The organism is Legionella sp. PATHC032, assembly GCF_026191185.1.
GTDB lineage: Bacteria > Pseudomonadota > Gammaproteobacteria > Legionellales > Legionellaceae > Legionella.
On record NZ_JAPHOV010000001.1, the window covers coordinates 1,633,083 to 1,654,434 of the forward strand.

Consider the following 21,352-nt stretch of genomic DNA (forward strand, 5'->3'; position numbering starts at 1 on the left):
AAAGATAATTTGTTTTTTGTTTTTATAAAAAAGACTGAAGTCTAATTAGTAGTAGAATGACATTGATTAACTCTAGGATAAGTAATGAATCCAATAAAGCCTCCCTTTACTCTTAATCAATATTTTGCCGCCTGGTTTGTCCACATATTTACTGCCAGCGCTGCCTGTATTGGCGTCTTTAGCCTATATAAAATTTACCAGCATGATTATGTATTTGCTTTATGGCTAATGGCAATTACTGTATTTATTGATGCAGTAGATGGTAGCCTTGCTCGATTGGTTCATGTAAAAAGCGTATTGCCTAAAATTGATGGGGCGTTATTAGACAATATTGTTGACTATTTAAACTATGTCATTACCCCATGTTTTTTCTTGCTAGTAAAACCTGATATGCTTCCAGCAGATTATGTCGTACCAATTATAGCTGCAATTACAATTACGTCGGCCTATCAATTCTGCCAGGATGACGCAAAAACCCCTGATCACTTTTTTAAAGGTTTCCCCTGCTACTGGAATATTACTGTCTTCTATATGTATATTTTTAACACTTCTATGATTGTGAACACCGTTCTCTTGTCTCTTTTTTGTGTACTGATTTTTATTCCAGTAAAATATGTTTATCCATCAAGATTAGATTACTTGACTGAGTCCAGGACTTTGAAAATATTAATGCATTGTTGCTCTGCTCTTTATGGAATCAGTTCATTTTGCCTGCTAGTTAATTACCCTGAAACAAATAAATTGTGGGTAAGCTTATCATTGGGTTATGTGGGCATGTATTTATTTTTAAGTTTCTACAGAACCTATTATCCGATGTTCAAAGCTAAGATTGCGGCAAATAATAAAGATTGAGTTTATATGTAATTTATGTTTTCCATGCAGATATTACATCCCTGGTTACACGGTTTAATCTGGCTCTTTTAGGAAATTTTTTCTTTTCTTATTGCCTTAAACAGTATCTGCTTGCTGAAAAATAGTGGGTTAATGCGAACCGCGCCTCCATATGAAATTAAATTATGCCAATAACTTATGAATACCTAATAGCAAAGATATAATAAAGACGAATTAATATCTTCTATGCGTTTGATTTTTTTATTACATGATAGACTTTGTCTATTTAATGATTAAAATAGCATCTTAATTTTGTTTTTTGAGGAAATTATGTCATTAATTAATTATTTTACTAAAACGATGTTAATCACAGCTTTTGTGACCAATTCAGTCCAGGCTGCATCGATTTTTCCCCGTGGCTGTGAAGTCACTGGTTTTGGTTATAGTGAAAATTATTTAATTTTAAATGAAACGGGTAATCAAACCTATTATCTCATTCAAAACCGTTCAGATTCGAAAATTGAGCTGGAGCGTTTTGATAACTCCGATGCGTTTATGATTCCTCCCTTGCAAGCATCGCTAGATCCAATGAATTGGGCGGCATTTGCCTCGGATGTAAAAAATTTAAACTTCAAGTGTTATAAGCATGTTGACGACAATACTTCTTTAGTTGATTGTCGCGAAGTTCTCGAGGTTTGCCAATATCCTCGTGTTAAATTCGCACTCAGTAATATGGGAAACTATTGGATTTCTACTAATAAGTCACAAAATGAAGTCATTCAGGAATCTGTTGCTAAAGGAATTTACCTAAAATGGTGATCAGTGAATAAAACAGAGCATGACACGATATACCTGGTACTAGGTATTGTTGGCGCTTTGATACTTATTTATGGGCGGAGCCAGAATACTCCCCAAGTCTATTACATGACTGGCTCACTTGCTCTTATGGTTACAGCAATTCACTATAAATTGATTTATTTTATTGCTCTGGAATTAATTTTGGGAGCAGGCCATACCTCCCTGCTCCTTGGTATGGGGAAATATATTGGTTCAGCTTTACCTTCTTTGTTGTGTTTACAGCTACTGGTTTTTTATTTAATGTTTGGTAAGGAAAATAGTATTTTTTTATTAACTGGTATTATAGGAATAGCGCTGCTTTCGATGGGGCTTGCCTATAATAATCAAATGATATTTTTTTCTGGAAGTTCAGGTGTGGCTGTATATTCTTACTATTGTGCTTATAGAGGTCAATACATCTGTTACATATGGGGTATTCTTAATACAATATTTGCGTCATATGCTCTTTATCAATTGATATTTTAAGATTTTTTTGAGGGATTTAATAAAATGGCTAGAACTCTATCAAACATGCTTCCATTAGGCACAGTAGCACCTCATTTTGAATTAATGGATGTGGTTAGTGGAAGTAAAGTTAAATTTAGAGAAACCCCGCGTTATGTGGCTACTGTGATTATGTTTATATGTAACCATTGTCCTTTTGTGAAACATATTAATACCGAATTAACACAACTTGCTAATGACTATATTCCAAAAGGAATTCGTTTTTTGGCAATTAATTCCAATGATGTAGCAAGTTATCCTGATGACTCACCTGAAAATATGATGATAACTGCTGAAACACATCAATATCCGTTTCCATATCTTTTTGATGAAACCCAAGAAGTAGCTAAAGCATATAATGCAGCGTGTACACCGGATTTCTTTGTTTTTGACTCTGATTTGTCCTTAGTTTATCGAGGGCAATTAGATGATTCAAGACCTGGGAATGGTATTCCTGTAACTGGCAGCTCAATTCGCCAGGCTTTGGATTACTTATTAAATAATAGACCTTTAGATTTTGAACAAAAGCCGAGTATTGGATGCAACATCAAGTGGAAAATATAGGCTGTAACTGTTTTTAATACAAAAAAGCAACATCGATTTCCATTATTCATTAAATATGTATAACAAAAATCGTATGTTGCTCACAAAGCAGACTAGTTAACCTTCAGTGATGCATTAATTTCATTGAGTTCCAAAGCACTCTCTGCTTCATCCACTGCCAAGGCAGATTTCGCACGTGTCGTAGCAAAAAAGCCTTGACTTACGCCAAAAGTTACACAAAAAGCAATAGTATTAACTATCATTTTTAACAAATTCTTGAGATATTCTCCCCAGCCTAAATCCTTTTCTAGGATGGGCTTAGCATCTTGAATCACTAACTTGCAAGCTTCTTTAAATTTAAGCCCCGCCTCGTTGAAATTAATTTGAGGATTTGTTAAATCAAAGACATATTGATCGCGCGCTTCTTTAAGTTGTCTTAAAAGAATTTTCGCTGCTTCATAAGCTTTGTCATATTTATGCTGATTGATATCCCCTATTTTACCTTTCAACTCTTCTAACGCTTGATCAACCGTTTCCAAGGTAACCTGGATTTTCTTATCTAGCATCTCATCATCTTTTCTTTTGATAACTGGTTGCTCAGTATCTGACAAGGTAACTGTTGGTTCCTTCACCAAATCAGGAAGAAATCTTACACGCTTAGGTTGGGTCCCTTTGTCCTCAACGATGGCAGGAGTTTTACCTGCGCCCAATAAAGCTTCCTCAGTTTGTTCCTTCAAATGAACTGGAGCATTTATCCAATTAATTAAAATATTTCGAGTTTCAAATATTACTGCAATTATTTGAAATAACTTCATTACTTCAGCTGGTTCTATACCATTTTGCTCTTTTGAACGATTGAGTTCTCTAATTATTTCTGAAGTTTTCTCGTCAATTACAACATCATGTCCCACTATGCGAGCCAACGCTCTTGAGTCACCCGCATTTTCTAATAGTAGCTCAGTTAACTCCTGTAAATTGCCGCCTTTAGCTAATGTTTTCATATTTTCACCATTAGCTAACATCAATGAGGCTGCTTGTTCTGGACTAGCAAAAGCCATTACAACCCGACTGTTTTGGTCTACACCTCGTTTGTACATTTCATGTATAAGTTTGGAAATTGCTTGTTGCTGATTCTGTAACAATTCATGAATATTAAAATAAAACCCTCCAACTTCACCCTCTTTTGTTTCATAAAGCAGAGCAAAGTGAGTTTTTTTGCCACTTATTAAATCTTTCGCATTTTCTTGAACAGCCTGCAGGTATTTCGCCAGCGGACCAGCCTGAGCGCGATTGAGAGCTAATTCTTTGAACATTGTAGAAATTAGAGCAGACTGTTTTTCTAATGGTTGTTCTCTTACGACAATTTTATCTAAATTTACCCCATGTTCAGAGACTGTTGCTTCCTGTAAGGAAAGTATTCCAGCTTTTTGAGCAATTTTTAATATATCTGCGTCTTTCAATTTGGGCAGCATGAGTCGAACCATTTGCAGCAATGACATGCTGTTTACATTCTTATGAGCTTGATTCACTGCGGCTTCAATGACCTTCCTGGCTCGATTAATTTCTTCGTATAATTTGCTTTCATGTATATTAACAAGTCGAGATAACTCAGCCATCTCTTGATTTTTTTGCTTTCGTTCCTGAGCAGGAAGATTGCTTACCTGGATACTTAAATCGCTTCTTAACTCTTTATATTTTTTTAATAGCTCATCCATGCTTGCTATTCCAGAATTTATAAATTTTTTAGCTACCTCTTGTAGTTGTGGCCATAAAACTTTAACAGCTTCTCTTGCCTTAACCTGTTGATTTTCTATTCTCGTATATTCTTCTTTTATTCTCCTTTCTCTATTTTTTATTCCATTTTCGATACTTGTAACACTTTTTCTGATTTCTCTTCTCTCTTCTCGAGAAATAATTAGTCTAATTTGGTTTAACTCACCTGTCTGTTTTCCATTTAAGGTATTTTGGTTTTGATCAAGGAAGGATGCTAATTCTTGATATCTGTTTAATAAAGCCTGAACTTTTTTATAGTTACTTTCAGTAACAATAAGACCCTCGTTATTTAAAAGTGTTGCAACTTGCCTAAATTCACTTAAATTCTTGGCAATAGCATTTTGTTCTCTTTTGGAATGAGACATGACATGATTCCTTGATGATTAGTGTGCTCGCATTATAATCAGAAAATGCTATTTTGTCACATTTAATTGAGCAAATCTTCACGAAATTACAATATCTTAATGCATATTGAATAATTAATGATAAGTTGTGCGATATGACGCACAACTTGAAGTAAGAACATATGTAAGCATTATTGACTTGAATATTCTTGGGTCGACATCAAACAAATTATTTAGCAGGGATAATTTCAACTTGAAGGTTAGCTACTACATCGCTATGTACATGCACTTCAACAACATAGTTACCTATAGAGTGTAGAGGGCCTTCAGGCATAACAATTTCACGCTTGCTAATTTCAATTTGTTTTTCTATCAATGCGTCTTTAATTTCATTAACGCCAACAGAACCATACAATTTACCTTCGTCACTAGCCATAGCACTAATAACAATCGTTGTATCATTCAATTTAGCAGCACGTTGCTCTGCATTAGCTAAAGCTTGTTGAGCTTTTTTCTCTAATTCAGCACGACGTTTTTCAAATAATTCAATATTTTGTTCTGTTGCAAAGACGGCTTTATTTTGTGGTATTAAATAATTACGTCCATAGCCTGATTTAACGTGTACTTTATCACCTAGATTTCCCAGATTACGTACTTTTTCTAATAAGATTACTTCCATCTTAATAACCCCTTACGTTGATTCTCTCACCCTTGCAGGGAGATATAATCGAAAATTAAATAAACTATCTAGCGAGCCAAATACAATATAGGCAAATAAGACAAAGAATGGTTTTAGTAAAATCAATAGAAATAACAAAATCACCACTCTAACTTGCCACTTTCTGGCTAAAATATAATAGGCCAAAGAAAAACCCGATAAAAAGAAATAAGCAAGAAGTAATGGTAAAGTGCTAATAGCCACTGGTACCTCAAAATAAGAGGCAATTGACACAATAATTAGCATCAAAAATGAGAATCTGCCACTACGAAATTCCAATATTTCCTGTTTAAAACCACCGGGCATGAAGAGTTTAGCTTGTATAGTTCGGGCAAACATTAGCGAGATTAAGGCTGAAGCAATCACACTTAATATCTGGATACCGAAAAATAACTGAGCCAAATTTAAGTTATTCAATCCATCTGCACTACTTTCTACCAACTGTTTGTAATCCTGAAATTGAGACAACAGCACTTTAAAATGATTAAATTGGCCACTTACAAACTCAGGGATCAATATTTCAATCGACAGAAATACAAGGAATGCTTGAATTAGAAAAGCTCCAAATACACTTGACCAACTGGCTGTTTTGCGTAAAGTCAAAGCAGCGATATAGCAAGGCAAATAAGCAACCAGTGTATTAATTAATGCCCCTTCCAGAGGTAGAAACATCATTAAAGGCACAGAATGAACAATCATCGCAGGTAACATGACTTCAAATCCAGGTTTTTCACCTTTCCTCAAAGTAATTAAACTCATTAAAGCCACCGATAGCCAAGAGGCAAATGGGACTATTGAAAGAACAACAGCGCAAACAATAGCATATTGTTTACTTTCAAGAGCTGCTCTACATTGTTTAAGTATAAAATTACCCGCGATATTCATTTTATCTATGGCTGTCGCAATAAGGCAATAAACCAATAAATCTGGCATGTTTGATTGCCTTGGCTAATTGTCTTTGGAAACGAGTTTGCGTACCAGTAATACGGCTTGGTACAATTTTACCAGTTTCAGTAATGTAATTTTTTAATAGGTTGATGTCTTTATAATCTATTTCATTACCACCTTCAGCACTAAAGCGGCACATTTTTTTTCTACGAAAATAAGCTGACATAGATGTTCTCCTCTTAAGCGACTTTAGTTTCTTTTTCTTTCTTCATTAAGACAGATTCTGTAGTAATCGCTTGTTTTTGAACAGTGATTAAATGTCTTAAAATGGCATCATTAAACTTGAAGGCATTCTTGATTTCATTGAGTGCATCTAGATTACATTCTACGTTCATTAAAATATAATGTGCTTTATGAACCTTGTTAATGGAATATGCCAACTGGCGTCTACCTAAATCTTCTTTACGATGTATTTTGCCATTATGCTTGGTAATAATTCCTTCATAGCGCTCAACCATACCAGGTACTTGCTCGCTTTGATCTGGGTGTACTAGAAACATAATTTCATAATGTCTCATGAATTCTCCTTATGGATAAAGCCTTCCAGCATTGAGTACTGGTAAGGCAAGGGTTTTAAAAAGCTGCCAATTATAGCTTTTTTATTTAGTCCTTACAATCTCATTGTGGTTTAAAACTTAGATATTTATTGAACTGCACCCCTGGGTTTTGCCCATTTTATAGGCAATAAACTCAGATTGTTGCTCTAAATAACTTTTTTTATAATTTTTACAGCAATTTATAGTGACAACCGTCACCAAAGTAAGGTACCGTTCAGCAATGCATGACTCTCGTCATCGATTGGCCTTAGGAATAATTTATGAAAAAAGAGGTTTTTTTTAAATGGATATAATAAATCTTCAATTTGAAGAACCACTTATCATTCGTATCTCGAATGCTGTTGTTAAAATTTTGGCTTTTAAAACCCAGGAAAATGGAAATATAAAATTTGGAGTGGAAGCACCGCGGTCGATCAATATTCACAGAGAAGAGGTTTTCCATGCAATTAAACAAAAAGAAACTCTTAGTACAGCTGACTAACAACAAATAAATGCAAGTTATACCTTTCAGATACTTTATTTTATTGGCAGGGATTACAGTATCTCTATCAATAGTAGCTTTAGTTATCAATCATTTTATCTATAAATTTCCTGGAAATAATTACTTTCCACCCAATACCCCAGTCATGGCTTGCATTATCTTGTTAAATTATATTGGGTTGATTTTAGTTTTTGGTAAACAGAATAGAGTGACTCGCTCTGGATTAGAATTGATTAATTTTTTTATTGTAATGTCAATCATCGCTTTAGCGACAAATGCTGTTCAATTAACTCCTTATCCTCCTATAGACAAACAAATTATTAATCTGGAAGCTCAACTGGGCATTAGTATGATATCTATTCTGGAGTGGACGAATAAGTATCAATATTTTAAATACTTATTGGCGATTATCTATGATACCCTACCATATCAGATGAGTATCTTGCCCCTATGCGTAATTGCATCAGGGCGATTATATATCCTTAAAGATTATTATTTCTTATTACTCTCCACAACATTATTGGGATTTTCTTATTACTATTTTTTCCCAACAACCGCCCCTGCAAGTGAATTACAGAGCAGTTTATTTGTTCCTGAACAAATTGCCACGGGACTTAAATTTCATCAAATTCATAATCATATACAACCCACAACCATTGAAGGTGGTTTAATAGCTCTACCCTCATTTCATACAATTTGGGCAATTTTATGTGTTTACTTAATCAAAGATTGGTTTATACCCTGCCTATTATTGTCAATCATTAATGTTCTATTAATTCTTTCATGTGTACTATTGGGATGGCATTATCCAATTGACATTTTGGCAGCCATCATTCTTGTTGGATTATCTTATTATCTGTTAACTTTAGTTAAAGTTAAATCTAGATAATTGGGTTTATAGCTTGTAAATTGAAACTCCCTATATGAAAAGGATTATTGATTAAGATCAGCTGGTCTTTGTAGAGCATCATTTATAATTCTTACAGGCGTCCCTACAGATACTAAACTATAGAGTTGCTCAATATCCTCAGGAAGCATACGAATACATCCTGCGCTTACTTTAGCCCCAACCCCATCAACTCGATTAGAACCATGAATTAAGATAGCTGGCCACCCTAAACGTAATACATGTTGTCCTAAAGGATTATGAGGGCCAGGGGGAAACTCGCTGGGAATAGGAGCACCAATGCTTTCAGCTGCCTTTTGTAATTTTAGTGTAGGCCGCCAGGTAGGATTAATTTCTTTGGAGGTGATTTTGCTTAATCCCAAAGGAGTTTCCCACCCTTTTTTACCAATCCCAACAGGATAAGTAATGACCACATTGTCATCTGGAGGAAAATAATATAATCGATACTCTGCTAAATTAATCACTATACCTTTTCTAGGTATGTTGGGTAGAACAAAACGAGATGGAATAATTAACTTTGTGTTAGCAGTTAGTGGAGATCTGGCATTGACACCTGGATTAGCGCGTACCATTTCATAATAGCCGATATTAAAACGCCGACCGACTTCATCTATAGTTTCTCCAAACTCTGAAAATGCTACCTGAATTTCACCGACAGTATTTCCAGATTCAGGCAATACATAAACATTAGCAAAAGAATATTGACTAAGTAAAAGAATTAAATACCAAACCCTTATTATAGATTTTGATTTTTGCTCCATAAGATGCTTGTCTCTCTAAAAAGCAAGGCAAAACCATTATGGTTCTACCTTACAGAGAAATTATAAGCTGGTATCTACCTTAAAACGTTCGCCGTATTTGGATTCAAATGTTTTAAATAAAGTTTCCAGCTTATCTTTACCAAAATCCTTTGCATAATTCATAGGTCCTCCTCGGAATGGAGCAAAACCTGTAGCAAAGATCATTCCAGCATCTAACAAGTCAGAATCTTCAACAACTTTCTCACGTATACAAGCTGCAGATTCATTCACCATACGTAAAATTAATCTATCCGCAATGGTCTTATCAACATGTGCTGGGGCTTTTTTCTTAATTGCTTTACCATTTTTATATTTATAAAAACCTTCTCCGGTTTTACGGCCCAGTTTACCTTCTTTTACTAAATCACGTAATTTTTGTGGTATGGTACCACCAAAATGACTGGTCAGATTTTCAGCCACAGCAAGACAAACATCCATTCCTACAGTATCAGCAAGTTCTACAGGTCCCATAAACATACCAAACTGCAATGCAGCTTCATCTATTGTCTCTGCACTATATCCTTCATCCAATAACTGTACACATTCCATCAGATAAGGCATGAGTACCCTGTTTATTAAAAAACCAGGACTTGATTTGACGGGCAAGGGTAATTTGCCAATTTGATTGACAAACGCACAAGAATTCTGTTGAATTTTTTTTGCAGTAGATGAGCTGCTCACTATTTCTACCAAATCCATTTTAGCTACAGGATTAAAGAAATGAATGCCTACTAAACGTTCTGGTTTACTCATTACACTACTAATTTCATCAAGCGGGATACTAGAGGTGTTTGTTGCAATAATCGCATCTTTTTTAGCATTTTTTTCCACAGTTTTTATTATTTCCTGTTTAACAGCCAAATTCTCAAAAACTGCTTCAATAATGACATCTGCTCGTTTTACACCATGCCCTTCAGGATCCGCGATTAATCTATCCATTGCGGCCTGAATCAATCGCGGCTTACGCAGTTTTTTACTATAAAGCTTATGCGCTCTGCCTATCGCAGGGGCAATTTGTTCATAAGATTTATCCTGTAATGTGACCTGAAGACCTCGCAAAGCACACCAGGCAGCGATATCCCCTCCCATAACCCCTGCTCCAATCACATGAACATGAGCAGCTTTGAAGAGACTGTCTTTGGCAAACCCTTTTAATCGCTCACGCAATAAAAAAGCTCTGATAAGATTCTTGGCAGTATCGCTTTGGGATACAAGTTTTTCTATGGAATCAGCTTCTTTAAGATAAGCTCTCTCACCTACTCCTCCCTCTTTTTCCCACAGATCAATCACAGCATATGGTGCAGGATAATGTTCTTTTCGAACTCGCTTGGCTACATTATAACGCAATAGGTAAGCGATAGGTTTTCTAAGCAGGGAACTATTAGTTAAATTTTCAATAAAAGATGGTCTGTGTCGTGGTGGTTTATGTTTTATAAAATAAACAGCCGCTCTTCTTAGCTGACGAACAGGAACTACCTCATCAATCATGCCTAGACTTTTAGCTTTTACTGAAGGTATTGCACTGCCAGTCAATATGACTTGTGATAGTGCTTTGAAACCACCAATTAGCTGTGGCAAACGCACGGTACCACCCCATCCTGGATGAATGCCCAACATCACTTCAGGCAAACCAATACGGGTGTCTTTGTCATCTGTTGCAATTCGATAGGTACAGGCTAAAGCTAACTCATAACCACCTCCCATGCAAAAACCATCGATCATCGCAACACTTGGAATTGATAAGGCTTGCAAACGAGCAAATACAGTTTGTCCCTTTTGTAAAAAATCAACTGCTTGCGAAGAGCTCTCAAATTGTGAAAAAGCATTAACATCAGCACCAGCAATAAACCCTTTTTCCTTGAGTGAATAAATAATTAATCCCATCGCTTTTTTATCATGTGATATTTCATGTAACAAGCTGTTTAGTTCATCCAATACTTCTTCGTTAATGCTATTAACCGCAGCATCCCTTCTGTTTAATCCAAGCCAAAGAATGGCATCTTTATCTCGCTGCAAATCCCAATGTTTATAATTATTCATGTCCTTTCACCTCGGTTACTCGTTCAAGATACATAGCTCCTCCCTGACCACCTCCGATACAAATTGCTGCCATACCTCGTGACTCATTTCTTTGCTCTAAAGATTTAAGAACATGCAAGACAATACGAGCCCCACTGGCACCAATAGGATGACCTAAAGCAATTGCTCCACCATCTCGATTGAGTCGCTCCAGTGAGGGTGCGCCAATTGCCCCCTTAAGACCAAGCTGTGTTTTGCAATATTCTTCATCATCCCATGCAGCTAAACACCCTAAAACTTGAGCTGCAAAAGCTTCATTGATTTCCCAACAATCCAAATCCTGTGGCTTTAAATTATGTCTTTCTAATATAGGGGTTGCCGCATGAACAGGGCCTAAACCCATTTGAGAAGGATCCAGTGCAGCCCATTGTGAATCGACTATTCGGCCCAATACTGGCAAAGCATATTTTTTTACCGCTTCAGCGCTAGCTAATAGCAATAAACAGGCTCCATCAGTTATTTGTGAGCTGTTACCTGGTGTGACCATTCCATATTTTTTGTCAAAAAATGGTTTTAGCTTTGACAACTTGTCAACAGTAGAATCTGCCCTAATCCCATCATCTTGAGGATATACACCTCCTTTATAATCTATGATTGGGGCTACTTCTGACATTCTATTTTCAGCATAAGCTTTAGCTATTCGTAAATGGCTTTGAGTGGCGAACTCATCCATTTGCTCTCTTGTGATATTAAATCGATAAGCTACTTTCTCAGCTGTTTGCCCCATATTTAATCCAACTATCGGGTCAGTTAGACCTCTGAGCAAAGCAATGACTGGTGCAAGATATGAAGGTTTAAACTGTGTGATTAAAGCCAGCTTTTGCCCCATACTTTTAGCTGCGAACCAGTTGGCTAACCAGGAAGCCATTTTTTCATTAAATAACAAAGGTGCATGACTCATAGCATCTGTTCCACCAGCGAGAACCAAATTGCTACGCCCTGTAGCAATTTGAATTGCGGCATTATCCAATGCTTGCATGCCTGAAGCACAATTTCGCATTACGGTAAATGCGGGTACCTTATCACCACAACCCAAACGAAGAGCAACCACTCGGGCTATATTGGCCTCATCTGGTCCAGGCATAGCGCTACCAATAATCACCTCATCAAGTTCGTCCGGAGAAAATGGTTGGCGATTTAACAGAGTTGATCCTGCCGCCACTGCCAAATCTGAACCAGAAAATGGACCTACTCCTTTTGCTTTAAGAAACGGCGTTCGACTTCCATCGACGACATAAACGTTACGACCACTTAAATTCGACTGGTGTTTCATTAGTCCTCCTTGTTAGGGCCTCTGCATAAGAATCTATACTAAAATCAACAGACTCAAAGATTAGCAGTATTCTTGATGTTTTGGAAATCTTAAGATGATTTTTGATGAAATTTAATTACTTAAATCATTCCTGGAAACATGTACTCTTTGAACTTTATCCTATTAAAGTATTCTTATACAGACCCGTTCATTTTGTAACTCTTTTATAAGTAAAATCAACTCATCTTTGCGATTCTCTATATTAATTTTAGCTAATTCATGAAGAATTGCTTCTATTGTTAAAAGGTCTCCCTTCAATATTTTTTGTACTATCTCATTTACTTCTTTGGTATGGTTACAATAATTTTTTGCTGAAAAAAATGAACCCTTCTTATTGGACCCTTTGAAGACATAGTTTTCCAATTTTTTACAAATATTCTCTATTTCTGAATTGTATCTGGGTAGATGATCAAATTTTAAATCTGGAATAAGAACGAGGTTTATCTTTGATGTGCTCGAAAGTTGCGTTTTTGTTAACTTTTTTAATCCTTTTTGGAGTGCAAGTATCAAGGCATCGAACAAATCATCCTTGCCTTTATAAGGTAAAAGATATTGATACAGTTCAGAAACTATAACTTTCTGATTTTTCATATGATTTAATAAATCGTTCAACATACTAACTATTTTTTCTGTCTGAATTTTTACAGAGAAATTCAGACAGGCTAATGTATGGCTTTCAAATTGTTTCAGCAGATCAATCTTTGCTAATTCGCCTATCCTGCTGTAAATTTTAAAAGGATTTTCTACATCCTTTTGATCGATAAATGGTGTGATATCCGGGTTTATTCTTTTTTTCTCTAAATAATCTTTCCTAATATTGGCCAATTCCTCTTTAATTTTTAATTCTTGTACAATTGTCTTATCCGATAAAATATATATAAAATCAGAACAGTAAACGGACAGATCTTCTGATATTTTGGAAAATACCATAATTAGTCCTATACAGTATTTACCAAATTCATCTAAGGTTACGTTTTGATTTTCATGGGTTATTGAATAGTTATAAAGAGAGACCATCACACCAAAAATAAATTCTGGCTCAAAATTTTCTCCAAAATCAGGGTCCTCTTTTAATAACTTGAATAACTGACTTATAAATAACTTGGCTTTTTCTTTATTTGATGAGCAAATCCTTTCCCCCAAATATTCTAATAGAGTGTCATACCACATAATAATCCTTTAAATCCCTTTTATAGATAGTGTCATAACATAAATACATTTTAAAAAAAACTGCTGATATTTTTATATCCATTGATGCTATTTATTATGCTCAATTTTGAATTTCATCACTTTATGCAATAAGAATTATTGACGCATGTTAAATACCTGATATACTCCGCTACCATTGATTGGAGAGATGGCCGAGTGGTCGAAGGCGCTCCCCTGCTAAGGGAGTATGGGAGAAATCCCATCGAGGGTTCGAATCCCTCTCTCTCCGCCAATCAACGCGCCCGTAGCTCAGTTGGATAGAGTATCTGGCTACGAACCAGGGGGTCGGAGGTTCGAATCCTTCCGGGCGCGCCATTTAAATCGATCAATTCTAAAGTTACGAAAACGGGCTCTTTCCCAATTACGGGGGCACTCATCATTTAACAGCACAACACCCTAACACGAGTTCTATAATTATCAAAGTTACGAAAGCCATAAGCCCTTCTTTGAATTCGTTTCATATTTTTGTGAAATCTAATATCATCAAGTTACTCAACGATACCCTGTTGTAGAGCCAATAAATCAAGGAGCGTCATGATTGTTATCTTCGTCCATGGTTGGAGTGTCACACATACTAATACTTATGGGGAGCTTCCTCAATGGCTCGAAAGCCAGGGTAAAGATGAAAGGATAGATATCCAAGTCGGCAATATTTATCTTGGGCGCTACATCAGCTTTGACGATACAGTAACGGTTGATGATATAGCGCGTGCGTTGGATCAAGCAGTACACGATGAAATTGCTGATAAGCTTCGGGATGGGGAGCGTTTTGCTTGTATTACTCACTCTACTGGTGGGCCCATTGTTCGAAAATGGATGGATTTATACTTTAAGAATAATCTTGCAAAATGTCCATTGAGCCATCTTATCATGCTGGCTCCTGCTAACCACGGTTCTGCTCTTGCTCAACTTGGTAAATCCCGGCTAGGCCGTATAAAGAGTTTTTTTGAGGGCGTTGAACCGGGCAAATGCGTACTTGATTGGCTTGAGCTCGGAAGCGATATGAGTTGGCAACTTAATGAAAGCTGGCTTGATTACGATTGTACTGCTAATGGCATCTATTCCTTTGTACTTACTGGTCAGAAAATTGATCGCCAACTTTATGATGCACTTAACTCCTACACCGGAGAGACAGGATCCGATGGGGTGGTACGTGTAGCTGCAACAAACATGAATTATAGCTTATTGAAATTACATCAGGAAGGGGATAACGGTGAAAGTCTTGTTGTAGCCAAAATGACACGAACACAGCCAATGGCATTTGGGGTTCTACCTGGACTTTCACATTCAGGTAAAAATATCGGTATCATCCGTAGTATTACTATGGCCAATGCAGCCACTCATCCTACGGCAATATGGGTCTTGCGATGTCTGCAAGTAAAAAGCCGTGATGCCTATAATACATTAGCAAAAGAGCTGGATAAGATTACTCAAGAAACCCAGAAAAATGAGCATACGGAATTTGTGAAAACACTTGTCTTTAAGCGCGAGTATATAACCAATCGTTACTCTATGATTATTTTCCGGCTTATTGATGACCGAGGCAATCACCTTATCGATTATGATCTTTACCTAACTGCCGGACCTCAATATAGCGAGCAGGCGCTTCCTGCAGGTTTTTTTGTAGATCGTCAGCGAAATCTCAATAATCGAGGTAAACTGACTTATTTTCTTGACTACGACATCATGGAAGGTGGAATTAATACCCCCAAAATGCAGGGTAATCTTGGGTTCCGCATTAAAGCATATCCTGAATCAAGTGACCAAGCCCTTGCCTATTACAGGCTACTTGATTTTCATTCATCGCTTGCTGACATTCACAAAATCCTTCATCCGAATGAAACAGTAATGGTTGAAATCATGCTTCAGCGACGAGTAGATAGAACGGTCTTCCGTATTACTAACAACCTTGCTCCAGCAAAAATCAGTGTGAAAACAACTGGGAAAAAAGTAGATTGACCTCACTTCTGTTTGATGTATTTATGCATAAAAAGAGAAAGACAGAAAGTGAAAAAATAAATAAGAAAATCTATTGATAATAGAATTACCTTCTTAATAGCCTATATTTTAAACATTTGCAATTTTACTCTCCTTATAAACATCTGAAATTTTTTCACCATCCCAAATATATCTTAAATGACATCCCTGTCTTGGTAGGGTAAGTGCTGGGGGCCTTAATACAGCCATACATAAGCCGTTTAAATTTCTTACACTTGGGTACAGTAACCCCCATTCTTTTTTCTCATGAACTTTTTTTCCAAACTCCTGGCTTTTACCATAATAATCTGGATCAGGATTAAATAACTCTTTATACCTTTTATCTCTAATATCTATTAAAGGTTTTTTTATAGTAGCCACATATTCTCTCATTGAGATCGAGCAAGGTTTTTCATTCGACGCACTATAAAACCTTGCTCGATGAAAACAAGTTTCCTTTATTGCTGTTTCAAGTGATGAAGCCGCATAATAAACACCAAAACTGCCATCACTAAATCTTGACTCAAATCCAGTATGTGTAAAAGCAGCCATAATCGGAGTAGATCCGGGACCACCGATCCAATCCTCTTTATCTATCAAATTTATTTTACCGAGCTCTGCAAGTATTCTTTCATTGGTTAGACCTTCAAGCAGAGCTATTTGTTCGAGCTCTTCCTCAGAATCTGCCCAATCGAATAAAGTTACAGGAGGAAATTTAGAGGGTATTAATCTATGCACTTTTTCACTAAAATCTATATAGGAGTACATCCTAATAACCTCTCCAGAAATCCAGAAATTTCCTCACATCTGCAAGACGAACTATCCCTCCTTCCAGCATATATTCTTTTGGTGTTAAACCGTTAAATGGAGGTAAGTTATTTTTACGATTAATCCAGGTTCTGGCTTGCTCTCCGTCTTCAAACAATATGCGTAAAGACTTATAAATCCCCAGAAGATAAGAAACTCGCTCTTTTTGATCCCTGTTTAATTTTGCTTTATGGGAAGTGTATGTGGAGCGAGGCATATCTCCCATTAAAATACGGGCTTCGCTTTCTTTTAGATCAAAACGCTCTACAAGATTAGTTAAAGATTTCCATACCACGTCATCTGGTATGTTTTGTAAAGAGCTTGTATTCGTTTGCATAGTAAAACTCCAGGGTACTTTCAACTATATTATAGTCTCTAAAAAGACAATTGTCCATAAAAGTACATGTTGACAAGTATATGAATAAGATATGTAAATGAAATATATTTGAAAAATTAATTAAAAGTGCAACATACAAAGGAATAAGGTATTTTAAGGCGATAATTAAGAGAAAATAATTTCAAAATGATTGATACCGTGCAGAACGAACCAAATATCCATTTTACATACAATTACAAACAACCTGACGAATATCATTTCAGTCTTGATTCAATTCACCTTGCGATATTTGTCGCCAAACAATTAAAACCCTATAGAGATCTTGGCTCATTAAGAGTATTAGATCTCTGCGCAGGCTGTGGAGTTATTGGAATTGAACTATCATGGCATCTTCAAGCAATCCGGCAGATTGATTTTATCGAGATCCAGGATATTTATACTGAATATTTTTATCAAAACATAGCTAACGTCAATCGACCTGAATTGCAACTTCGCTGGCACCTTTTAAATTATGATGAACTACATGAAAAAAAATGGGAAGGCAAATTTGATTTGATTATCAGTAATCCACCCTATTTCCAACCAGGCCATGGAATGCTTTCCCCTTCCAAATTTAAAAATCGTTGCAGATTTTATTTAGATAGCTCCTTTCAAAATTATATTCGAGCTCTGGAAAATTCACTTGCCAATAAAGGTAGGGCTTATTTCTTATTACGACCGCTAAAACATCATGGTCTTGATTTATTTTCTGATATACAAAAAATCGTGCAGGAAACATCAGTAACAGCAAAAAAAATATCACATATCCGTGGTTCGGATATTATTTTATTAGAAAAGCGGTAGTATTTTTCATAGAACATTGATTATGGGCTTGCTTAATAAATAAAAGTATTTTCCAGCATAAATTAAGTATATTACAATCGCAGATGAATGTATTCTTTAATAGTTGCGCCAGAATCCGTTGAGAACTAACTTAAGAAGTACACAAAGAGGTGTCTACTGCAATAACGAAAAGACGGCACTCTTCCACAGAATAAACCTTTCAAATAAATTGGAGTTTTGGATGAAACAAGATGTTTCGCATTTGCCAAGAGAGCTCAGCCGCATGGTTTTCTGGTCTCTTACCCGCTTAAAGAAAGCCATTGCAGAAGTCTATGGAAAAGAAACATACGAAAGAATTGAGCAAATTCGATTATCCATGCAAGACACAATCGGGAGTGAGTCGTTTGCACTTGGAAAAGTTCTTCATAACCTTCAAATGGAGCTTTCCAAGCTTGATAAAAAGCAGCTTTATCAAATAGCTCATGGTTTTTCTCTCATGATGGAGCTGATTAATACCTGTGAAAATGCCTATCGCATTTTTCGTATCAACCAAAGAAAAGAACAAATTTATTCTGACTTTCCTCAAGGCATTCATTATGTGTTGACAGCGCATCCAACAGAAGCTCGTACCAATGAATTTTTAAAGCTTTTTAAAGAAATTCGTGACTATCTTGTCGAAGTTCTTAAATCCCCCTATCTGATGAATGAATCTCATCTTGATCAAATGCTTAAAATCTCGCTTCAAATTAATATTTCCTACCATGAAAAACCAAGCGTAGAAGACGAGGCTCAATACATCTATCAATACGCGCTCCATCCACTCAACATCAAACTGTATCATTCCTTTTTAGAAAAAGGTGTTCCTATTCAATTACGCACCTGGGTAGGAGGAGATAAGGATGGGCACTCAGGTGTTAATGAAAAAATCATGCTTAAAAGTCTCGAACTTTCCCGTTCTTTTTTTATTGCCTATATTCAGGAATGCTTGAAAGAAGTACTGGGAATCATCAAGCTTTCAACCGCATTAAATAAAAACAAATTCTTGGCAGATCAGATTGGCCAGCTTGTTAAAAAAGCGAATAATCTTAAAAAAATACGACCAAAAGATCATGAAAAGGTATCAGCATTCAAAAAGGAATTAACTGCTATACGGTCAAATACAGTAAAATTTTTAAATTTTGAATCCGAGCAATTTTCCATCATCTCTAGTATTTTTCATCTGTATCCTGCCCTAGTCATGCCTATAGAACTTAGAGAAGACTCAACTGTTGTAAAAGAGAGTTTAACAAGCATAAAAAAAACAACAATAATTAAAATGCTTGAACAGGTCCATTCTATAACCTATGGGACTGATCCTAAAAACTATATACGCGGTTTTATCCTCAGTATGGTTGAGTCAGCTGAGGATATAAAAAATGGAATTAATCTGGTTAAACAAGTTTTTAAAAGCTATGCCCTGCCGGTTGTGCCCTTGTTTGAAAATCAACTTGCCCTCGATAACGCAGATACAATATTGAATAATTCAATCACTGAGGATATCAGACAAAAACATCTTAGACAGTGGGATGGAAACTATGAAGTCATGCTGGGTTATTCCGATTCGTCTAAAGAAAACGGTGTACTGCCCTCTCGACTCATGATTGCGAAAAGCTTAAGAAGCATTCAGGCGACACTTGAAAATAAAAACCTTCGACCCATCTTTTTTCATGGTTCAGGTGGCAGTATTGAGCGAGGTGGTGGTGATATCAAAGAGCAAACTGCTTCCTGGTCGAAGGAAATGATGTCTAATTATAAGGCAACTGTACAGGGCGAAATGGTTGCAAGACTCTTTGGTTCGAGTTCTATACTCAAAAGTCAGATTGATAAATTCCTTGATATCTATTTGCAAAAAGATAAAAACACTGATAATGGTTACCCTGAGGAGCTGTCGTTATTCTCTGCAAAGGTCAGTCAGAAATATAAAGCACTTCTGCAAAGCGACTGGTTTTGGCCTATGATTGAACAAGCCTCGCCCTATCATTTTTTGACCGAACTTAAGATTGGCTCTCGTCCAACCAAACGAAAATCAGGTCCTGATCAACGAAAGCTTCGTGCCATTCCATGGATCCTGTGTTGGACTCAAACACGACTTCTTTTCCCTACCTGGTGGGGTATAGGTTCTTCTTGGTCAGAGCTCAATGGCATTGAAAAAGACAAACTCAAGGTGCTCTATAAAGAAAATGCTCTTTTTGCAGCCTTTGTAAAACAATTAGGTGTCACCCTTTCCAAAGTTTATCTTCCTATCTGGGAACAGTACTTGTATCAATTGACTGGCTCTAATGAATACCTCAAGCCTTTTCAATCAGAACTGGAGTCAACCATACTATTCTTCCATCAAATTACAGATGAGAAAGATTTTTGTTTTCACCAACCTTGGCTTGGGGAAAGTATCCAATTAAGATCAACATTGATTCATCCCTTGAATCTTATTCAGATTGAAGCCATGAAAAGGAATGATTTACCTCTTTTAAGAAAAACAGTCACAGGCATTTCTTGTGGCATGTTGACGACAGGATGATGGGGTGAATAGAGTTATTAGTAACTACTCAGTAAACCATGTCATTTTTATTTATATTCGCTCATACTCTTATGGCAATGGGTATTATAGAACGCTACCGCTATAGTGCTGAAAGCTGGGCATCGAGGAATACTCTATTTGTATTACCGCCATTCATTAATTATATTTAGTATTTTAGGACGATGTAAATTTAATAATACGATAAATATTGCTCACTGAAAAAAGAATATTGATCGTGATAGCTCTAACCCTATTCACTTCTATCTACCCAAAAAAATTGATCTTACTTTGTAATTGTTGTATGAATTGATATTAGTCTTTAGGAGTTTATAGTGAAATTTTAAGGAGAAATAATGCATAATGGAATTAAATCAAATACATTTGGGTTTTTGGCCGCATCAGTAATACTGACTTGTACCTCTACACCGATTTTTGCAGAATGCCCGACTAATAGCCAAACTATTGGCGTGACAAAAATGAATGAACAACAATGGGAAGAAATTAATGATCATCACTCTCATCCCAAGCAAGCTATATTTTTTCATGATCATAAAAGTGGGTTAGTTAAGTTTAAAGCAGGCTATAAAAACCCCCCACATTATTATGAGAATGATCTTGCAGGCATAATAATTTCCGGGGAAATCGACTTCAAAGTAAATGGTAAAACAATAAACCTTGGTAAAGGAGACTATTTTACAATACCCGCTCGCACTTGTATTAGTTCCTTTTCAAAAAATGGCGCTACAATAGCCATGTTCGGACATAAACCTGGGTCTTATAAAAAAAATTAAATCACAATAATTTTAGATTATGCCTTGATTACACAGCAGCTGAATCAAGGCTTTCGATTGCATCATGAAGATAAATAATATCCCTTATTATGTCGTTACCCGTGTCGTGAATAGATTTTTTAAATATTAATATTATCTAATTTTTTAAATCTTCAAAATCTATTGCCAATGGTAGTTCTGCAGCAAAATCCAGATTTGATCTTTCACTCTACTCTCAT

Annotated in this window: 21 protein-coding genes, 2 tRNA genes and 1 pseudogene; 12 read left to right on the top strand and 12 right to left on the bottom strand. The window is 36.1% G+C overall.

The genetic code is table 11. From position 1 onward, the window contains the following. Positions 1-84 precede the first annotated feature (84 nt). The 4 genes from pcsA to OQJ02_RS07450 all read left to right on the top strand — a co-directional run bounded on the left by pcsA (position 85) and on the right by OQJ02_RS07450 (position 2,736). Positions 85-852: a phosphatidylcholine synthase gene (gene pcsA / locus OQJ02_RS07435; RefSeq protein ID WP_265718581.1), complete on the top strand. Its 768-nt coding sequence runs from the start codon at positions 85-87 to the stop codon at positions 850-852. Positions 853-1,161: 309 nt separating this feature from the next. Beyond that, positions 1,162-1,650 carry an enhanced entry protein EnhB gene (locus tag OQJ02_RS07440; protein ID WP_265718582.1) on the top strand — a complete coding sequence of 163 codons (489 nt, stop codon included), beginning with the start codon at positions 1,162-1,164 and terminating at the stop codon, positions 1,648-1,650. A gap of 3 nt (positions 1,651-1,653) precedes the next feature. Beyond that, positions 1,654-2,154, top strand: coding sequence for a hypothetical protein (locus OQJ02_RS07445; protein WP_265718583.1), 501 nt, complete (start codon positions 1,654-1,656; stop codon positions 2,152-2,154). Positions 2,155-2,178: 24 nt separating this feature from the next. Next, a complete protein-coding gene (locus tag OQJ02_RS07450) occupies positions 2,179-2,736 on the top strand; it encodes a thioredoxin family protein (RefSeq protein ID WP_265718584.1) in 558 nt (185 codons plus the stop codon). Between the two features lie 92 nt (positions 2,737-2,828). On the opposite strand, the gene OQJ02_RS07455 is transcribed toward OQJ02_RS07450, so the two are convergent. The 5 genes from OQJ02_RS07455 to rpsF all read right to left on the bottom strand — a co-directional run bounded on the left by OQJ02_RS07455 (position 2,829) and on the right by rpsF (position 7,016). Then, positions 2,829-4,853: a Dot/Icm secretion system substrate gene (locus OQJ02_RS07455; protein WP_265718585.1), complete on the bottom strand. Its 2,025-nt coding sequence runs from the start codon at positions 4,851-4,853 to the stop codon at positions 2,829-2,831. A 208-nt stretch (positions 4,854-5,061) separates the two neighbouring features. After that, on the bottom strand, positions 5,062-5,511 hold the full coding sequence (gene rplI / locus OQJ02_RS07460; protein WP_010947318.1) for a 50S ribosomal protein L9: 450 nt from the start codon (positions 5,509-5,511) through the stop codon (positions 5,062-5,064). Between the two features lie 12 nt (positions 5,512-5,523). Further along, the gene (locus OQJ02_RS07465) at positions 5,524-6,483 is read right to left on the bottom strand and encodes a hypothetical protein (RefSeq protein WP_265718586.1); all 960 of its coding nucleotides are present in this window, start codon (positions 6,481-6,483) and stop codon (positions 5,524-5,526) included. Continuing rightward, positions 6,437-6,664, bottom strand: a complete 228-nt coding sequence (rpsR, locus tag OQJ02_RS07470; protein WP_010947320.1) for a 30S ribosomal protein S18 — start codon at positions 6,662-6,664, stop codon at positions 6,437-6,439. Before rpsR ends, OQJ02_RS07465 begins: the two co-directional genes overlap by 47 nt. A gap of 13 nt (positions 6,665-6,677) precedes the next feature. Then, positions 6,678-7,016 (bottom strand): 30S ribosomal protein S6, encoded by a 339-nt coding sequence (rpsF, locus tag OQJ02_RS07475; protein WP_010947321.1) that lies wholly within the window; start codon positions 7,014-7,016, stop codon positions 6,678-6,680. 322 nt (positions 7,017-7,338) lie between these two features. Between rpsF and OQJ02_RS07480 the strand changes: the two genes are divergently transcribed. Both OQJ02_RS07480 and OQJ02_RS07485 read left to right on the top strand, forming a co-directional pair. Next, a complete protein-coding gene (locus tag OQJ02_RS07480; protein WP_265718587.1) occupies positions 7,339-7,536 on the top strand; it encodes a carbon storage regulator in 198 nt (65 codons plus the stop codon). 10 nt (positions 7,537-7,546) lie between these two features. Continuing rightward, positions 7,547-8,425 carry a phosphatase PAP2 family protein gene (locus OQJ02_RS07485; RefSeq protein WP_265718588.1) on the top strand — a complete coding sequence of 293 codons (879 nt, stop codon included), beginning with the start codon at positions 7,547-7,549 and terminating at the stop codon, positions 8,423-8,425. A 44-nt stretch (positions 8,426-8,469) separates the two neighbouring features. On the opposite strand, the gene OQJ02_RS07490 is transcribed toward OQJ02_RS07485, so the two are convergent. The 4 genes from OQJ02_RS07490 to OQJ02_RS07505 form a co-directional block, all read right to left on the bottom strand. After that, positions 8,470-9,204 (bottom strand): L,D-transpeptidase family protein, encoded by a 735-nt coding sequence (locus OQJ02_RS07490; RefSeq protein ID WP_265718589.1) that lies wholly within the window; start codon positions 9,202-9,204, stop codon positions 8,470-8,472. 60 nt (positions 9,205-9,264) lie between these two features. After that, positions 9,265-11,283, bottom strand: a complete 2,019-nt coding sequence (locus OQJ02_RS07495; protein WP_265718590.1) for a 3-hydroxyacyl-CoA dehydrogenase NAD-binding domain-containing protein — start codon at positions 11,281-11,283, stop codon at positions 9,265-9,267. Further along, positions 11,276-12,595 carry an acetyl-CoA C-acetyltransferase gene (locus tag OQJ02_RS07500; protein WP_265718591.1) on the bottom strand — a complete coding sequence of 440 codons (1,320 nt, stop codon included), beginning with the start codon at positions 12,593-12,595 and terminating at the stop codon, positions 11,276-11,278. Before OQJ02_RS07500 ends, OQJ02_RS07495 begins: the two co-directional genes overlap by 8 nt. A 162-nt stretch (positions 12,596-12,757) precedes the next feature. Further along, positions 12,758-13,804, bottom strand: a complete 1,047-nt coding sequence (locus OQJ02_RS07505) for a hypothetical protein (RefSeq protein WP_265718592.1) — start codon at positions 13,802-13,804, stop codon at positions 12,758-12,760. 181 nt (positions 13,805-13,985) lie between these two features. Between OQJ02_RS07505 and OQJ02_RS07510 the strand changes: the two genes are divergently transcribed. Then, positions 13,986-14,075: transfer RNA gene (locus tag OQJ02_RS07510), tRNA-Ser, on the top strand. Between the two features lie 6 nt (positions 14,076-14,081). Further along, a tRNA-Arg gene (locus OQJ02_RS07515) sits at positions 14,082-14,158 on the top strand. A gap of 65 nt (positions 14,159-14,223) precedes the next feature. Here OQJ02_RS07515 and OQJ02_RS15465 read toward each other — a convergent pair. Beyond that, positions 14,224-14,316, bottom strand: a pseudogene (locus OQJ02_RS15465) (transposase); the annotation flags it as partial. 61 nt (positions 14,317-14,377) lie between these two features. Between OQJ02_RS15465 and plaB the strand changes: the two are divergent. Then, on the top strand, positions 14,378-15,802 hold the full coding sequence (gene plaB, locus OQJ02_RS07520; protein WP_265718593.1) for a phospholipase PlaB: 1,425 nt from the start codon (positions 14,378-14,380) through the stop codon (positions 15,800-15,802). A gap of 108 nt (positions 15,803-15,910) precedes the next feature. Here plaB and OQJ02_RS07525 read toward each other — a convergent pair whose 3' ends face one another. Together OQJ02_RS07525 and OQJ02_RS07530 are read right to left on the bottom strand one after the other, a co-directional pair. Then, positions 15,911-16,588, bottom strand: a complete 678-nt coding sequence (locus OQJ02_RS07525) for an RES family NAD+ phosphorylase (protein WP_265718594.1) — start codon at positions 16,586-16,588, stop codon at positions 15,911-15,913. A gap of 1 nt (position 16,589) precedes the next feature. Next, the gene (locus OQJ02_RS07530) at positions 16,590-16,964 is read right to left on the bottom strand and encodes an antitoxin Xre-like helix-turn-helix domain-containing protein (RefSeq protein ID WP_027221790.1); all 375 of its coding nucleotides are present in this window, start codon (positions 16,962-16,964) and stop codon (positions 16,590-16,592) included. A 186-nt stretch (positions 16,965-17,150) separates the two neighbouring features. On the opposite strand from OQJ02_RS07530, the gene OQJ02_RS07535 reads away from it, so the two are divergent. From OQJ02_RS07535 to OQJ02_RS07545, 3 genes are all read left to right on the top strand, one after another. After that, on the top strand, positions 17,151-17,807 hold the full coding sequence (locus OQJ02_RS07535; RefSeq protein ID WP_265718595.1) for a methyltransferase: 657 nt from the start codon (positions 17,151-17,153) through the stop codon (positions 17,805-17,807). 220 nt (positions 17,808-18,027) lie between these two features. Then, positions 18,028-20,343, top strand: coding sequence for a phosphoenolpyruvate carboxylase (locus OQJ02_RS07540; RefSeq protein WP_265718596.1), 2,316 nt, complete (start codon positions 18,028-18,030; stop codon positions 20,341-20,343). A gap of 353 nt (positions 20,344-20,696) precedes the next feature. Continuing rightward, positions 20,697-21,134: a cupin domain-containing protein gene (locus tag OQJ02_RS07545; RefSeq protein WP_265718597.1), complete on the top strand. Its 438-nt coding sequence runs from the start codon at positions 20,697-20,699 to the stop codon at positions 21,132-21,134. Positions 21,135-21,352: the final 218 nt, after the last annotated feature.

Coding starts and splice junctions, on each gene's coding strand:
- rpsF (WP_010947321.1), bottom strand. CDS start 7,016: ATGAGACATTATGAAATTATGTTTCTAGTACACCCAGATCAAAGCGAG.
- rpsR (WP_010947320.1), bottom strand. CDS start 6,664: ATGTCAGCTTATTTTCGTAGAAAAAAAATGTGCCGCTTTAGTGCTGAA.
- OQJ02_RS07485 (WP_265718588.1), top strand. CDS start 7,547: ATGCAAGTTATACCTTTCAGATACTTTATTTTATTGGCAGGGATTACA.
- OQJ02_RS07465 (WP_265718586.1), bottom strand. CDS start 6,483: ATGCCAGATTTATTGGTTTATTGCCTTATTGCGACAGCCATAGATAAA.
- pcsA (WP_265718581.1), top strand. CDS start 85: ATGAATCCAATAAAGCCTCCCTTTACTCTTAATCAATATTTTGCCGCC.
- OQJ02_RS07480 (WP_265718587.1), top strand. CDS start 7,339: ATGGATATAATAAATCTTCAATTTGAAGAACCACTTATCATTCGTATC.
- OQJ02_RS07540 (WP_265718596.1), top strand. CDS start 18,028: ATGAAACAAGATGTTTCGCATTTGCCAAGAGAGCTCAGCCGCATGGTT.
- OQJ02_RS07500 (WP_265718591.1), bottom strand. CDS start 12,595: ATGAAACACCAGTCGAATTTAAGTGGTCGTAACGTTTATGTCGTCGAT.
- OQJ02_RS07525 (WP_265718594.1), bottom strand. CDS start 16,588: ATGTACTCCTATATAGATTTTAGTGAAAAAGTGCATAGATTAATACCC.
- OQJ02_RS07545 (WP_265718597.1), top strand. CDS start 20,697: ATGCATAATGGAATTAAATCAAATACATTTGGGTTTTTGGCCGCATCA.
- OQJ02_RS07505 (WP_265718592.1), bottom strand. CDS start 13,804: ATGTGGTATGACACTCTATTAGAATATTTGGGGGAAAGGATTTGCTCA.
- OQJ02_RS07455 (WP_265718585.1), bottom strand. CDS start 4,853: ATGTCTCATTCCAAAAGAGAACAAAATGCTATTGCCAAGAATTTAAGT.
- rplI (WP_010947318.1), bottom strand. CDS start 5,511: ATGGAAGTAATCTTATTAGAAAAAGTACGTAATCTGGGAAATCTAGGT.
- OQJ02_RS07530 (WP_027221790.1), bottom strand. CDS start 16,964: ATGCAAACGAATACAAGCTCTTTACAAAACATACCAGATGACGTGGTA.
- OQJ02_RS07490 (WP_265718589.1), bottom strand. CDS start 9,204: ATGGAGCAAAAATCAAAATCTATAATAAGGGTTTGGTATTTAATTCTT.
- OQJ02_RS07440 (WP_265718582.1), top strand. CDS start 1,162: ATGTCATTAATTAATTATTTTACTAAAACGATGTTAATCACAGCTTTT.
- OQJ02_RS07450 (WP_265718584.1), top strand. CDS start 2,179: ATGGCTAGAACTCTATCAAACATGCTTCCATTAGGCACAGTAGCACCT.
- plaB (WP_265718593.1), top strand. CDS start 14,378: ATGATTGTTATCTTCGTCCATGGTTGGAGTGTCACACATACTAATACT.
- OQJ02_RS07495 (WP_265718590.1), bottom strand. CDS start 11,283: ATGAATAATTATAAACATTGGGATTTGCAGCGAGATAAAGATGCCATT.
- OQJ02_RS07535 (WP_265718595.1), top strand. CDS start 17,151: ATGATTGATACCGTGCAGAACGAACCAAATATCCATTTTACATACAAT.